Genomic DNA, 14637 nt, shown 5'->3' with positions numbered 1-14637 from the left:
CAGATCCTGCGGTCCCGGCCGATCTGGATCTGGACGAACCGGATCCCCCCGGTGGGCAGAACCTGACCCTGGACACGGCGTGTCGTGCCGATCTCCACATCCTCCTGAGGTCGGTGGGACAGCAGTGACGGACGGGGTCCGGCGTCATCTGCCCGACATTTGACGCCTGGGGAACCACCCCCGTGTAATTCCCCTCGACGTCACCGACGGTGACGAAACGGCAACCGCGACCGCGGGACGCCGGAACGAGACGCAGGGGGACGCATCGTGATGGCTGACGTGACGTGGATGAGCGACTACCGGACTGCTGCTGCCGAGGCGGCGCCGGTCACCTACGGCCAGGACGTGCTGGGCATGGCCGACGTCTTCGACGCCGGCTTCCCGGGCATGGACACCGAGGACCAGAGCTGGCAGGAGCGCGCCCTGTGCGCCGAGACCGACCCGGAGGCGTTCTTCCCGGAGAAGGGCGGCTCCACCCGCGAGGCCAAGAAGATCTGCACCGGCTGCGACGTCCGCGCCGAGTGCCTGGAGTACGCCCTGACCATGGACGAGCGCTTCGGCATCTGGGGCGGGCTCTCCGAGCGCGAGCGTCGCCGCCTCCGCCGCCGCGCCAGCTGAACGGCGCATCGCAGCCCGTCCGACGGGTAGGAGCGGCTCGTGCGAGCCATCACCTACACCCAGCCCGGCGGCCCCGACGTCCTGCAGCTCGTCGACCGCCCCACCCCCGACCCCGGCCCCGGTGAGGTGCGGGTGCGCCTGGCCTTCTCCGGCGTGAACCCCACCGACTGGAAGTCCCGCAGCACCGCCCAGCCCGGCCCCGACGGCCAGGTGCCCAACCAGGACGGCGCCGGCACGATCGACGCGGTCGGCGAGGGCGTCGACCCCGTGCTCGTCGGCGAACGGGTGTGGATCTGGGAGGCCGCCTGGCAGCGGCCGCACGGCACGGCGGCCGAGTACACCGTCGTCCCGGCCCGGCAGACCGTGCTCCTGGGCGCCGACCCCTCCTTCGAACTGGGCGCCGCGCTCGGCATCCCCTTCCTGACCGCGCACCGCTGTCTCACCGTCGCCGAGTCGCTGCCCGACCGGCTCTCCCCCGGCTCGCTGAACGGCCGCACCGTGCTGGTGCAGGGTGGCGCCGGCGCCGTCGGCAACGCGGCTGTCCAGCTGGCCCGCTGGGCCGAGGCCACCGTCATCGCCACGGTGAGCTCCCCGATGAAGGCCCAGCTGGCCGCGAGGGCCGGTGCCGACCACGTCATCGACTACACGTCTCAGGACGTCGTCGCCGAGGTCCGGAAGATCGCGCCGAACGGCGTCGACTCGATCGTGGAGGTCTCCGCCGCGCAGAACGCGGCCATCGACGCCCAGCTGGTCGCGATGCACGGCGCGGTCGCCATGTACGCCGACGACGGCGGCACCGAGGTGACCGTCCCGGTGCGCTCCCAGATGGTGCCCAACGCCCGCTGGCAGTTCGTGCTCGTCTACACCGAGCCCACCCGGGCCAAGGACATCGCCGTCGAGGACGTCAACGCCGCGGTGCTCGACGGCGCGGTCCGGGTCGGCGAGGACGCCGGGCTGCCGCTGCACGTCCACCCGCTCGCCGAGACGGCGGCCGCCCACCAGGCGGTCCAGGACGGCGCCGTCGGCAAGGTGCTCATCGACGTCACCGCCTAGCCGGACCCCGGCCGGCGACGTCGCGGGTGCTGCTGGGCGATCCGTGCGTCCAGCAGCGCGCGGGCGCTGGTGGCGAGGACGAGGTGCTCGTGCGACGTCGGGTCGTCGACGGGGCGCCCCAGGAGCACCTCGATCCGGGCCAGCCGCTGGTAGAGCGACTGCCGCTGCACGTGCAGCGCCTCGGCGGTCCGGGTCTTGCGGCCACCGTGCCGGAGGTGGACGGCGAGCGTCTCCACCAGGTCGCTGCCGTGCGCGGCATCCCAGCTCAGCAGCGGCGCCAACGCGTCGTCCACCAGCAGGGTCAGCGCCCGGTCGTCCAACCTCCCCAGCAGCCGGAACAGGGCCAGGTCGCGGGTCACCGCGGTGCCCCGGCCGAGCAGCGTGGCCACCGGCAGGGCGTCGTGCGCCTCCCGCAGCGACCGGCCGGCGTCGGCGACCGGCACCTCCGGCCCGACGGTGGTGACCGCACCGGCCGACGGCAGGGCGCCCGCGAGCCACCCGGCCGGGTCGGGCCGGTCCGGGGCGGGCGGCACCGCGACGAGCCCCACGGCCTCGCCCCGGACCCGGTCGGCGAGCAGTTCCAGGTCGTGCGTCACCGCCACGCGGGTCCAGGTGGCCAGCACCTGCCGGGGATCGGGCGCGGACGCGGCGATGCCGAGCACCCGCGCGTCCGGCGAGGGGTGGAAGCGCGCCAGCCCGGCGCGGACCAGCAGCTCACGCACCCCGGGGACGGCGTCGGCGAGCAGGTCGGCCAGCAGCGGCGCCGCCAGGTCCCCCGGCGACCCGGTGCCCGACTGCCCGACCGCCACCGCCGCCACGCTCGCCAGCCGGGCGGCCAGCACCCGCAGCCCGGGCAGGTCGGTGCCGGGCCCCGGCCCCAGCAGCACCGACCCCCAGTCGACGTCCCAGAGGCGCACCGGCGAGCTCGCCGCGGGCCGGCGGAGCAGCCGCTCGGTGGCCCGCTGGTCCCGCACGCCTGCTGCGGCGACCACCTGGCCCGACCGGGTGACCAGGGCAGCCGGGCCACCGGTCGCGGCGGCCGCACAGCCGACCACCGCCGGGGTGCCGCCGCCGGCGGCCAGCTCGGCGTGGACCTGGTGCACCACCTGGTCGGCCATCCGCAGCCGGGGTGCGTCGGCGTGCAGGATCGCGCCGTTGGCCTCCTCGGAGATGCGGATGAAGGGGACGACCTGGCGCAGCAGGTACAGCGGCAGACCCTGCCGGGCGGCCTCGTCCAGGATCTCGCCCGGCAGGTCGGGCAGCGACCGGCCCAGCTCCATCGCCACCGCCGCCACCCCGCGTGCGGCCAGCTCACGGACCCAGTGCCGTCGGGCACCGGCGTCCGCCCCGGCCAGGCCGAGGCCGGTGGTGAGCAACAGGTCCCCGGCCGAGAGCAGGGGCCCGATCTCGTAGATCTCGCTGGAGTGCACCCAGCGGACGGCCGCACCGAGCTGGGCGGGCGGGACGGCGACCTCCGGCCTGGCCTGCCGCACCGACGGCAGCAGCAGGAACTCGGCCAGGGTCAGGGCCACGAGCAGCCTCCGGGTTGGACAGATCGTCAGGGACCCGAGCGATGATCCCTGACGGTCTGCTCATTGCCCAGCGGTGTCGACAGGGCGACCCTCGTGCCGAGCCCGCCACCGCACGGCGCCGGCACCACGAGGAGGACCACGCAGATGACCCCCACACGGCACGAGCAGGACCAGGACCGCGCCTGGCTGGCGGTGGCGCTGGAGGAGGCCCGAGCCGGGCTGGCCACCGGCGGGGTGCCGATCGGTGCCGCGCTGATCGGTCCGGACGGCGAGGTGTGGGGCCGCGGCCACAACCGACGGGTGCAGGACGGCGACCCGTCCGTCCACGCCGAGACGGCGGCGTTCCGGGCGGCCGGCCGCCGGCCCTCCTACCGCGGCACCACGATGGTCACCACGCTCTCCCCCTGCTGGTACTGCAGCGGGCTGGTGCGCCAGTTCGGCATCACCCGGCTCGTCGTCGGTGAGGCCCGCACGTTCTCCGGTGGCCACGACTGGCTCGCCGAGCACGGCGTGGAGGTCGTCGTCCTCGACGACCCGGGGTGCATCGACCTGATGACCGACTTCATCGCCGCCCAGCCCGCGCTCTGGAACGAGGACATCGGCGAGGACACCACCGCGGAGGCGGCCCGATGAGCGCCAGCACCAGCCGCCGGGCGGAGTCCCCGGCCGACGCCGTCGACCCGGACTACCCGATCGACCCGGTGCCGACATCGGCGCGCCGGTCGCTGTTCTCGCTGTCCATCGTGCTGCTCGGGTTCACCTTCTTCACCCCGACCATGCTGGCCGGTGCGCAGATCGGGGCGGCCTTCCCGGCCACCAGCCTGATCTGGGTGCTGTTGCTGGGCAGCGCCGTCCTGGGCGTCTACGTCGGTGTCATCGGCGGGATCGGCGCCCGCACCGGGCTGACCACGGTGATGATGTGCCGTTACACGCTCGGCACGCGGGGGGCGAAGCTCGCCTCGCTGCTGCTCGGCGGCACCCAGGTCGGCTGGTACGGCGTCACCGTCGCCACCCTCGCCCAGCTCACCGCCAGCGCACTCGGCTGGGAGGGCCGCGGGCCGGAGGTGGCGCTGATGGTGGTCGGCGGTGCGGTGATGGGCGCGACGGCCTACTTCGGCTACAAGGGCATGTACGCCCTGTCGCTGGTCTCGGTCCCGCTGCTGCTCGCGCTGGCCGGGTGGGTGACCTGGCGGTCGCTGGAGGAGGTGGGCGGCTGGAGCGGGCTGACCGCGATCGTGCCGGCCGAGACGATGACCGTCGCCGTCGCGGTGACGATCGTCGTGGGCACCTTCGCCTCCGGGGGCACGCAGGCACCGAACTGGACCCGCTTCGCGCGCACCCCGTCGGCGGGCTTCTGGGCCTGCCTGATCGCCTTCCTGCTCGGCCAGTTGCTGATGCTCGGCTTCGGGGCGATCGGCGCCGTGGCGTTCGGCGAGGGCGACTTCGTACTGGTGCTCTACCAGCTCGGCCTGGTCGGCTGGGGGCTGGTGTTCCTGGTGGCGAACCTCTGGACGACCAACGACAACACGGCCTACAACTTCGGCGTCGCCGGCGCCGAGATCGCGAACTCGCGGTCGAAGAAGCCGTTCGTGGTCGGGGGCGTCGTGCTGGGCACGCTGCTGGCCGTCACCGGCATCTACGACAACCTCATCGACTACCTGGTCTGGCTCGGCATCCTCGTCCCCCCGCTCGGCGGCGTGGTGATCGGTGACTTCCTGGCCCGGTGGCGGGGTGGGATGACCGGGGCAACGGCGCTGCTGCCCGGCGTCGAGTGGCGCAACCTGGCCGTCTACGTGGTGGCCTCGCTCGCCGCCTGGGCGAGCAACGAGGCCGGCTGGGGCATCCCGCCGGTGATCGGCGTGGTCGTGGCGGTGGTCGGGGTGCTGGCCGTGCAGCGCGGCCGGCGCCCGGCCCCGGTCGGCTGAGCCGGGGGCAGGACGACAGCGGGGGGTGCGGACCACGGTCCGCACCCCCCGCTGCGTTCAGCGGCCGGCCCGGTGCCGAGCCGACCGCCGGGGGGTCACCGCCCGCTGACGGTGAAGGAGACGGTCACCGGATCGGCCGACCGGTCGCCCATGGACTGCCGGGCGACCAGCTCGTGCGTGCCCGGGCGCAGCGTCCCGAGGTTCGCCCGCCAGACGCCGTCCGCGCCGACGGTGACCCTGCGGTCGATGTTCGCCTCCACCGTGACGGTCGCCCCGGGCGTACCGGTGCCGCTGGCCGTGACCGTCCGCGACAGGGTCGCGTCCGGCGCCGGGGTGGTGACGGTCAGCCCGTCGAGGTCCACCCGCGCGGTGAGCCACTCGTCCTGGCCGATCGGGTGGTCGACGACCCGGGTCTCCCCGATGCAGCCGTTCCAGCCGTTGGTGGCCTGGTCGTCGACCCAGTCGGCACCGAACAGCCACGGCATCGCGCCGTCCAGGCCGTGGCCCACGGTGTTCGAGGCGTTCCGCAGCACCGGCGCGCCGTCGACGTACATGGTCGTGGTGGCCGTCGCCGGGTCGTTGACGACCGCGACGTGCACCCACGTGTCGACCATGATCTCGCCCGACCACGCGGTGCGGTCACCCTTGGCGGTGTCGATCGGCACCTCGGTCCACTGGAACTCCTTCAGGTTCGACAGGCCCAGGGCCACCGGGGATGCCGTCCAGTCCCAGCGGGTGCGCGGCACGCCGATCTCCGAGCGGTTGCCCGACCGCACGATCGCCTTCATCCAGGCGTTGTCGCTCTGGGTCCAGCTCTCGTCGATCTTCAGGAACGTCTCGATCGTGTACCCGTCGGCCAGGGCAGCGGTGTTCACCGGGGCGTCCGACCGGGTCGTCAGGTAGCTGTACCGGTCGGTCTGCTTGCTCGAGTTGGCGAAGCAGACGGCCGCACCGTCGGAGGAGAACGGGTTCGCGTCGTCGGTGAACCGGACGTCGCCCAGCTGCGCCGTCGGCGACCCGGACTGCGCGATCGGGACGCGCATCAGGTTGTTCCGGTTGTTGCCGGCGACGTCGCGGATGACCCCGCCCTGGGCGACCACGCCGTTGCGCCCGTTCATCCGCCAGTGCGCCAGGGTGCCCTCGACGACCGGGTAGTCGGTCGTCGAGCCGGGCAGCGAGGTGGTGATCGGGTCCGGGGCGACGAAGCCGTCGAGCAGGATGTCGCGGGCCGCCTGGGTCAGCGAGGGCTCGTCCGCGGAGCCGGCGGTGAAGGCCGGGTTGAAGCCGGCGAACCGCTGCTCGAAGTCGATGTCGAGGGTGAACTGCTGGTTCGGGCCCTCCAGGAACGCCTGGTCGTAGGAGGTCAGCTTCTCCTGCGGCTTGGCGACCACCCACGGCGAGCCGGTCTGCACCGAGATCGTGTCGTTGGTGAGGTCGAACTCGAACAGCCCGAGGTAGCCGTTCCCGCCCTCGTAGGCCATCTGGTAGTCCATCAGCACCTGGGTCACCGGGTGCCCGGCGTCGTTCTGCTTGACCAGCTGCGTCGCACCGTGGAAGTGCCCGTTGAGGGTCATGAAGATCTGGTCGTTGCTCCTGATGAGCTGGTCCCACAGTCGCAGGCCGTAGCCGGTCTCCTGCGGGGAGACCCCGTCGTCCTGGATGCCGATGATGTCGTGCGAGGTGAGGATGACCGGCACCGTCGGGTGCTGCGCCATCACCTCGTCGGCCCAGCGGAGGGTGGCGTCCGAGGCGCGCCAGGACAGCGCCAGCACCATGAACTGCTGCCCCTCGGCCTCGAAGACGTGGTACTGGTTCATCCCCGTCGGGTCGCTGCCGCCGTAGGTCGACTGCTCGGCGGCGCGGTCGGGGCCGAACCAGCGCAGGAAGGGCTCAGCGGCCAGGTCGTACTGGTCGTCGAACCAGTTGCTCGCCGAGTTCCGGACGTCGTGGTTGCCGGCGAGGACCGAGTACGGCAGGTCGGCGTCGTCCAGCGTCTGCATGGCGGCGTCGGCGGTGCGCCACTCACCCTCCTGGTTGACCTGGTCCACGACGTCACCGAGGTGCGCGACGAACGGGATGCGCAGCTCGTCGGCGTGCTCGGCCAGCCACTCGGTCTGGACGGCGAAGGGGTTGTTGCCGTCGCCGTAGCGGTCGGGCCGCTCGAACTCCGACTCGGCGTAGCGGGAGTAGAACTGGGTGTCCGGCAGGACGGCCAGGGTGAACCGGGAGGCCGGCTCGGTGGCCGCCGCGGCCCCGGGCGCGACCTCGGCGGGTGCGGCCGCCGCCGGGCCGGCGGTGACCAGGCCACCAGCGGTGGCGAGACCGGCGACCGTGGCCGCCACCCCGACACCGGCGACGGCGCGCAGGCACGCCGTCCGGGTGGAGCTGGCGCCGCGGGGTGCGGGCCGTGATCTGAGCAGGTGCATGGGAGGTGCCCTTCGACGGTGCTGGGGCGGTGGGTGGTCCCACCGCCCCAGGCACGCTGTCGAGCGGCTGTGGCCGACTGGTGTCCGCGCTGTGTACGCCGCACCAGCCGGACGTGAAGCATCTAGATCAACTTCCCGACCCGGGACGTACCGGAACGGCGACGCCCTCAGTCCAGGCGCACGGCGTCAGTAGTGGTAACGGGCCTGGAGGACGACGAGGTCGTCGCCCTGCACGGTGTAGACGAGCCGGTGCTGCTGATCGATCCGGCGCGACCAGCACCCGGAGAGGTCTCCCCGGAGCCGTTCGGGCTTGCCCGCCCCCGCACCGGGATCACGCGTGGCCTCGTCGAGGAGGCGGTTGATGCGGAGGAGCACCTTCCGGTCTCCCACCCAGCTGGTGTAGTCATCCCACCCGTGGGTGGTGAAGACGATCCTCACGGGATGAGCTCGTGCGGCTCCACTCGGCCGACGGCTGCCTCGGCGAGGCTCTCCCGGAGACGCCGGGCGTTCTCCGGCGACTGGAGGAGGTGCACCGTCTCCTTCAACGAGTGGTACTCATCCGCGGAGACGAGGAACGCCGTCCCCTTCTTCGACACGATCTCCACCGCGACCTGGTCGTCGTTCACCTCTTCGATGAGCGGGAACAGTCGTTGACGGGCTTCGCTGGCGGTGACGGACACGAGACCTCCATCGGCAAGTGGTACGAGAAACTGTACTACTCAGCCGAGGCCGAGGGAGCGGGCGATGAGCATGCGCTGCACCTCGCTCGTCCCCTCGCCGATCTCCAGGATCTTGGCGTCGCGGTAGAACCGGCCGACCGGGAACTCGGTCATGAACCCGTACCCGCCGTGCACCTGGGTGGCGTAGCGGGCGTTCTCCATCGCCATCTCCGAGCTGTACAGCTTGGCGATCGAGGCCTCCCGCTTGAACGGCTCCCCGCGCAGCATCTTCTCCGCCGCCCGGTAGTAGGCCAGCCGCGCGGTCGAGGCCCGCACCTCCATGTCGGCGATCATGAACTGCACCGCCTGGTTGCGGCCGATCGGCTGCCCGAACGCCTCCCGCTCCCCGGCGTACTTGACCGACTCGTCGACGCATCCCTGAGCCAGCCCGACGGCCAGCGCGGAGATCGCGATCCGCCCCTCGTCCAGGATCGACAGGAACTGGGCGTACCCCCGTCCCCGCTCCCCCACCAGGTTCTCCGCGGGCACCCGGCAGTCGCTGAAGGAGAGCTCGCGGGTGTCCGAGGCGTTCCAGCCGACCTTCGCGTACCGCTTCCCGACGGCGAAGCCCGGGGTGCCCGACGGCACGATGATCGCGGAGATCTCCTTGCCGCCGTCGGGCTTGGTGCCGGTGACCGCGGTGACGATGACCAGGTCGGTGATCTCGGTACCGGAGTTGGTGATGAACGCCTTCGAGCCGTTGATCACCCACTCGCCGTCCTCGAGCCGGGCGGTGGTCTTCGTGGCCCCGGCATCGGAACCCCCACCGGCCTCGGTGAGCCCGAAGGCGCCCAGCGCCTCACCGGCACAGAGCCGGGGCAGCCACTGCTGCTTCTGTTCCTCGGTGCCGAACCGGAAGATCGGCATCGCGCCCAGCGACACCCCGGCCTCCAGGGTGATCGCCACCGAGCTGTCGACCCGGGCCAGCTCTTCCAGCGCCACGCACAAGGTGAAGTAGTCACCGCCCGAGCCGCCGTACTCCTCGGGGAACGGCAGGCCGAACAGCCCCAACTCGCCCATCTGCCGCACGATGTCGGTGGGGAACTCGTCGCGTTCGTAGAACCCGCCGATCTGCGGTGCGATGACCTCCACGGCGAACTCGCGGACCACATTCCGCAGCGCCTCGGTCTCCTCGTCGAGCCGGTAGTCCAGCACGGTCACTCCTCCTCGCCGGGCGACGGTGGGGTCACCACGGCCACCCGCTCGTCGAGCCGGACCGACTGGCCGGCCGTCACCGGGAGCTCGGTGACCGTCCCCGCGAGGGGGGCGGTCAGCACGTGCTCCATCTTCATCGCCTCGACGACCAGCAGCGGGGTGCCCGCCTCCACCTGGTCCCCGAGGGACACCTGTACGACCGTGACCGTGCCGGGCATCGGCGCGGACACCGCACCGTCGGACCCGGCCGTCGTCCCGGCCGTCGCCAGCCGCTCGTGCTCGCGCAGCCCGACCGTGTGCCCGTCGCCGGCGAGCCAGACGGTTCCCCCGGCGTGCACCACCGTGTAGCGGGTGGTGACGTCGCCCAGGGTCACGCTGAGCTCGTCGCCGTCCCGGGCGACCCGGGCGGCCATCGGCTCGCCCTCCCCCACCCGCACCTGCGCGGCCGTGGTGCGCCCGCGCACCCGGACGGTCACCGGGTCCGCGCCGGGCGCCTGCAGCCGGCGGACCGTCCAGGCCGGCTCGCCGAGCCGCCACCCGGAGGTGTCCGCCCACGGGTCGACCACCGCACCGCGCGGCTCGGCCTCCGCCAGCAGCGCCAGGGCGGCTGCCGCGTGGACGTGCGGCGGGGTCGGGCGGGCACCGGTCAGCGCGTCGCCGCGGCGCTCGATCAGCCCGGTGTCCAGCCGGCCGGCGACGACGTCGGGGTCGGTCAGCAGGTCGCGCAGGAAGCCGGTGTTGGTGGCCACCCCGAGGACGGCGGTGTCGCCGAGCGCGGTCACCAGCCGGGCGCGGGCGGTCTCCCGGTCCGGGCCCCAGGCGATCACCTTGGCCAGCATCGGGTCGTAGTCGGTGCCGATGACGCCACCGACCCGCAGCGAGCTGTCGACCCGGATGCCGGCGCCGGCCGGCTCGACCAGCCCGACGACCTCCCCGGCCTGCGGCAGGAACCCACGCGCGGGGTCCTCGGCGTAGACCCGCGCCTCGATGGCGTGGCCGGTCAGCCGGACGTCGTCCTGCCCGATCGGCAGCCGCTCGCCGGCCGCCACCCGCAGCTGCAGCTCCACCAGGTCCAGCCCGGTGACGCACTCGGTGACCGGGTGCTCGACCTGCAGCCGGGTGTTCATCTCCAGGAAGAAGAAGTCCTGCGGGGCGTCGGCGTCCACGATGAACTCGACCGTGCCGGCGCCGGTGTAGCCGACCGCCCGGGCCGCCTCGACCGCCGCCGCACCCATCGCCTCACGTTGGGCCCCCGACAGCAGTGGGGACGGCGCCTCCTCGATCACCTTCTGGTGCCGGCGCTGCAGGCTGCACTCCCGCTCGCCCAGGTGGACGACCGTGCCGTGGGTGTCGCCGAAGACCTGCACCTCGATGTGCCGGGAGTGGCCGAGGTACCGCTCGACGAGCAGCGTGTCGTCGCCGAAGGAACTGCGGGCCTCGCGGCGGGCACCGGCGATCTGCTCGGCCAGGTCGGCCGGCTCGCGCACCACCCGCATGCCCTTGCCGCCGCCGCCGGCGCTGGGCTTGAGCAGCACCGGGAAGCCCACCTCGACAGCGGCCCGGGCGACCGCGGCGTCGTCCATCCCCGGCTCGGTGCGCCCGGGCACGACCGGGACGCCGGCCGCGGACACGGTCTGCTTGGCCCGGATCTTGTCGCCCATCGCCTCGATCGCGTCGACCGGCGGGCCGATGAAGACGATCCCGGCGGCCGCGCAGGCCCGGGCGAACTCGACGTTCTCGGACAGGAAGCCGTAGCCGGGGTGGACGGCCTGCGCGCCGGTGCGGCGGGCGGCGTCCAGCACCCGGTCGATCGACAGGTAGCTCAGCGTGGCGGGCGCGGGACCGATCGGCACGGCGACGTCGGCCAGCCGGGTGTGCAGCGCGCCGGCGTCGGCCTCGCTGTACACCGCGACCGAGCGGATGCCCATCGCCCGCAGTGTCCGGATGACCCGGACGGCGATCTCCCCGCGGTTGGCGACCAGGACGGTCTCGAACACGGCTCAGCACCCCCCGCCGAGGGCGCGGCTGCGGTCAGGCTGCCTTGCGGGTGCTCTTCGCGAGGACGACGTCGGCCTTGTCCGCCTTGACCAGCCGGCGCTTCTTGACGGTGTAGCCGGGAGGGAGCGTGCCCTCGGCGAGCGCGCGCAGCGGGCAACGGCCACACCGCGGCTTGTCGACGCAGCACTTCTTCTTGGGCATCTTCGCCGACTTCCCCACGCGGTGAGGTTAGCCATGCCTTGCCGACCCGTCCACGGGTACGGCGTGTCGCCCGCTACCGTTTCACGAACGTCACCCAGCGACCTACAGGAGTCCCGATGGCCGCCGATGCCTTCATCGACCTGCTCAACGCCCAGATCGGCCACGAGTTCGCCGCCCACCAGCAGTACGTGGCCTGCGCCATCTACTTCGACGAGCAGACCATGCCGCAGACCGCGCAGCTGTTCTTCGACCAGGCCGGCGAAGAGCGCGACCACGCGATGATGATGGTCCGCTACCTGCTCGACGCCGACGCCCCGGTCAAGATGCCCGGCATCGCCGCCCCGATCACCGATTTCTCCGACGTCGTCGCACCGGTCGCCCTGGCCCTGGACCAGGAGAAGCGCGTCACCGAGCAGATCAACCAGCTCACCGCGGTCGCCCGGCAGCACAACGACTTCGCCTCCGACCAGTTCATGCAGTGGTTCATCAAGGAGCAGGTCGAGGAGGTCAGCAAGATGAGCGACCTGCTCGCCGTCGTCCGCCGCTCGGCGAAGGACGTGGAGCAGATCGAGGACTACGTGCTGCGCGAGGTCAAGCCCGAGGGCGCCGACCCGACGGCCCCCGCGATCGCCGGCGCCGCCGGCTGACCCCGTCGGGGGGCCAAAGTCGCGATTTTGGCCCCTCCGGGGCTCACATGCGGAAGACGCCATAGCCGACCTCCTCGAGGGGGGCGTTGGCGCAGGCGGAGAGCGCGAGCCCGAGCACGGTGCGGGTCTGGGCGGGGTCGATGACGCCGTCGTCCCAGAGCCGGGCCGTGGCGTGGTACGGGTGGCCCTGCTCCTCGTACCGGGCGCGGATCGGCGCCTTGAACGCCTCCTCGTCCTCGGCGCTCCAGTCGTCCCCCAGCCGGTCCCGGCGGACCTGCGCCAGCACGCTCGCCGCCTGCTCCCCGCCCATCACCGAGATGCGCGCGTTGGGCCAGGTGAACAGGAACCGCGGCGAGTACGCCCGGCCGCACATCGAGTAGTTGCCGGCGCCGAACGAGCCACCGATGACGACGGTCAGCTTGGGCACCCGCGCGCAGGCCACGGCGGTCACCATCTTCGCGCCGTGCTTGGCGATGCCGCCGGCCTCGTAGTCCCGGCCGACCATGAAGCCGGAGATGTTCTGCAGGAACAGCAGCGGGGTCTTCCGCCGGTCGCAGAGCTCGATGAAGTGCGCGCCCTTGAGCGCGGACTCACCGAACAGCACGCCGTTGTTGGCGATGATCCCCACCGGGTGCCCGTGCAGCCGGGCGAAGCCGGTGACCAGCGTCGACCCGTACAGCGGCTTGAACTCGGCGAACCGGCTGCCGTCGACCAGCCGGGCGATCACCTCGCGGACGTCGTAGGGCGTGCGGGTGTCGACCGGGACGACGTCGTAGAGGCTCTCCGCCGGGTAGGCGGGCTCCTCGACCGGCTCGACGTCCCAGGGCCGGGGCTCGCGCGGGCCGAGGGTGCCGACGATCTGCCGGACGATCTGCAGCGCGTGCGCGTCGTCCTCGGCGAGATGGTCGGTGACGCCGCTGACCCGGGAGTGCAGGTCCCCGCCGCCGAGGTCCTCGGCGCTGACCTCCTCCCCCGTCGCCGCCTTCACCAGCGGCGGCCCACCCAGGAAGATCGTGCCCTGGCCGCGGACGATGACCGCCTCGTCGCTCATCGCCGGCACGTAGGCACCGCCGGCGGTGCACGAGCCGAGGACGGCGGCGATCTGCGGGATCCCCGCCTTCGACAGGTTCGCCTGGTTGAAGAAGATCCGGCCGAAGTGCTCGCGGTCGGGGAACACCTCGTCCTGCAACGGCAGGAAGGCCCCGCCGGAGTCGACCAGGTAGATGCAGGGCAGCCGGTTCTCCTTCGCCACCTCCTGCGCCCGCAGGTGCTTCTTCACCGTCATCGGGTAGTAGGTGCCGCCCTTGACGGTGGCGTCGTTGGCGACGACGACGACCTCGCGCCCGGCCACCCGGCCGACCCCGGTGATGATCCCGGCGGCCGGCGCCTCGTCGTCGTACAGGCCGTGCGCCGCCAGCGGCGAGAGCTCCAGGAACGGGCTCCCCGGGTCCAGCAGCGCGTCGACCCGCTCGCGGGGCAGCAGCTTGCCGCGGTCGGTGTGCCGCTGCCGGGCCCGTTCGCCACCACCGAGCGCCACCCGGGCCAGCTGGGCGGCCAGCGCGGCGGCCAGGCCGGCGTGGTGCGCGGCGTTGCCGGCCACCGCCGGGTCGGCCGACGGGGCACTGGGCAGCACCGGTGCGTCCACGGGAGTGAGGTTAACCACGGTTCACAGTGCCGGTCCAGTGTGAACGGCGATTAACCTGACGCCGTGACGTCCCAGCAGGACAGCGCCCTGCACAGCGACGCGGCGAACCCGTCCCGCCGGGAACAGATCCTGCGCGCGGCCGCCCAGCTGTTCGCCGAGCGCGGCTCGCGCTCGGTCGGCGTCGACGACGTCGGTGCCGCCGTGGGCGTGACCGGCCCAGCGATCTACCGGCACTTCGCCAGCAAGGACGCCATGCTGGCCGAGATGCTGCTGCGGATCAGCGAGCGGCTGCTGGCCGGCGGCACCGAGCGGATCGCGGCGGCCGGCGACTCACCGGTCGACCAGCTGCGCGCCCTGGTGGAGTTCCAGGTCGACTTCGCCCTGGACAACCCCGCGCTGATCACGGTTCAGGACCGGGACCTGGGCGCGCTGACCGACCGGGACGCCCGCCAGGTGCGGCAGCTGCAGCGGCGCTACGTCGAGGAGTGGGTCGCCGTCCTCGCCCGGGTCCACCCCGGGGACTCGACCGCGGCCTGCCGGGCCCGGGCGCACGCACTGTTCGGGCTGATCAACTCCACGCCGCACAGCGCGGGCCGGGTCGCCCGCCCGGCGATGGCCGAGCTGCTGGCCGGGATGGCCATGGCCGCCGCCACGAGCTGAGGAAGGACCCCGTCCTCCTCATTCCTGCGAGCTCGGGACGGGGCCGAGGGCGGGGGGC

General features: G+C 72.9%; 14 protein-coding genes. 6 read left to right on the top strand and 8 right to left on the bottom strand.

Annotated elements, in window-relative coordinates:
• Positions 1-354 precede the first annotated feature (354 nt).
• Together O2W18_RS05755 and O2W18_RS05750 are read left to right on the top strand one after the other, a co-directional pair.
• Positions 355-618 carry a WhiB family transcriptional regulator gene (locus O2W18_RS05755; protein WP_269171920.1) on the top strand — a complete coding sequence of 88 codons (264 nt, stop codon included), beginning with the start codon at positions 355-357 and terminating at the stop codon, positions 616-618.
• A 39-nt stretch (positions 619-657) separates the two neighbouring features.
• Positions 658-1671 (top strand): NADPH:quinone reductase, encoded by a 1014-nt coding sequence (locus O2W18_RS05750; RefSeq protein ID WP_269186587.1) that lies wholly within the window; start codon positions 658-660, stop codon positions 1669-1671.
• On the opposite strand, the gene O2W18_RS05745 is transcribed toward O2W18_RS05750, so the two are convergent.
• Complete coding sequence (locus O2W18_RS05745) at positions 1668-3203, bottom strand: helix-turn-helix domain-containing protein (protein WP_269186586.1); 1536 nt, start codon at positions 3201-3203, stop codon at positions 1668-1670. The genes O2W18_RS05750 and O2W18_RS05745 overlap by 4 nt on opposite strands.
• A gap of 144 nt (positions 3204-3347) precedes the next feature.
• Here O2W18_RS05745 and O2W18_RS05740 point away from each other — a divergent pair, with 144 nt between their 5' ends.
• Together O2W18_RS05740 and codB are read left to right on the top strand one after the other, a co-directional pair.
• Positions 3348-3836: a nucleoside deaminase gene (locus O2W18_RS05740; protein ID WP_269186585.1), complete on the top strand. Its 489-nt coding sequence runs from the start codon at positions 3348-3350 to the stop codon at positions 3834-3836.
• Positions 3833-5128, top strand: a complete 1296-nt coding sequence (gene codB / locus O2W18_RS05735) for a cytosine permease (protein WP_269186584.1) — start codon at positions 3833-3835, stop codon at positions 5126-5128. The genes O2W18_RS05740 and codB overlap by 4 nt, the downstream gene beginning before the upstream one ends.
• A 95-nt stretch (positions 5129-5223) precedes the next feature.
• On the opposite strand, the gene O2W18_RS05730 is transcribed toward codB, so the two are convergent.
• From O2W18_RS05730 to O2W18_RS05705, 6 genes are all read right to left on the bottom strand, one after another.
• On the bottom strand, positions 5224-7554 hold the full coding sequence (locus O2W18_RS05730; protein ID WP_269186583.1) for a LamG-like jellyroll fold domain-containing protein: 2331 nt from the start codon (positions 7552-7554) through the stop codon (positions 5224-5226).
• Positions 7555-7740: 186 nt separating this feature from the next.
• Entirely contained in the window at positions 7741-7992 is a 252-nt protein-coding gene (locus tag O2W18_RS05725) for a Txe/YoeB family addiction module toxin (RefSeq protein ID WP_269186582.1), read from the bottom strand.
• Complete coding sequence (locus O2W18_RS05720) at positions 7989-8234, bottom strand: type II toxin-antitoxin system Phd/YefM family antitoxin (protein ID WP_269171313.1); 246 nt, start codon at positions 8232-8234, stop codon at positions 7989-7991. The genes O2W18_RS05725 and O2W18_RS05720 overlap by 4 nt, the downstream gene beginning before the upstream one ends.
• 39 nt (positions 8235-8273) lie before the next feature.
• Positions 8274-9434 (bottom strand): acyl-CoA dehydrogenase family protein, encoded by a 1161-nt coding sequence (locus O2W18_RS05715; RefSeq protein WP_269186581.1) that lies wholly within the window; start codon positions 9432-9434, stop codon positions 8274-8276.
• Entirely contained in the window at positions 9431-11425 is a 1995-nt protein-coding gene (locus O2W18_RS05710) for an ATP-binding protein (protein WP_269186580.1), read from the bottom strand. The genes O2W18_RS05715 and O2W18_RS05710 overlap by 4 nt, the downstream gene beginning before the upstream one ends.
• A 34-nt stretch (positions 11426-11459) precedes the next feature.
• A complete protein-coding gene (locus tag O2W18_RS05705; RefSeq protein WP_269186579.1) occupies positions 11460-11645 on the bottom strand; it encodes a hypothetical protein in 186 nt (61 codons plus the stop codon).
• Between the two features lie 98 nt (positions 11646-11743).
• Between O2W18_RS05705 and O2W18_RS05700 the strand changes: the two genes are divergently transcribed.
• Entirely contained in the window at positions 11744-12274 is a 531-nt protein-coding gene (locus O2W18_RS05700; protein WP_269186578.1) for a ferritin, read from the top strand.
• 43 nt (positions 12275-12317) lie between these two features.
• Here O2W18_RS05700 and O2W18_RS05695 read toward each other — a convergent pair whose 3' ends face one another.
• Positions 12318-13919: a carboxyl transferase domain-containing protein gene (locus O2W18_RS05695; protein WP_269186577.1), complete on the bottom strand. Its 1602-nt coding sequence runs from the start codon at positions 13917-13919 to the stop codon at positions 12318-12320.
• Between the two features lie 63 nt (positions 13920-13982).
• Here O2W18_RS05695 and O2W18_RS05690 point away from each other — a divergent pair, with 63 nt between their 5' ends.
• Complete coding sequence (locus O2W18_RS05690) at positions 13983-14579, top strand: SACE_7040 family transcriptional regulator (protein ID WP_269186576.1); 597 nt, start codon at positions 13983-13985, stop codon at positions 14577-14579.
• Positions 14580-14637: the final 58 nt, after the last annotated feature.

It is taken from the genome of Modestobacter sp. VKM Ac-2983 (assembly GCF_026967885.1).
Classification (GTDB): domain Bacteria; phylum Actinomycetota; class Actinomycetes; order Mycobacteriales; family Geodermatophilaceae; genus Modestobacter.
Note: the sequence above shows the minus strand (reverse complement) of the source record. Positions and strands in the feature narration are given on the sequence as shown.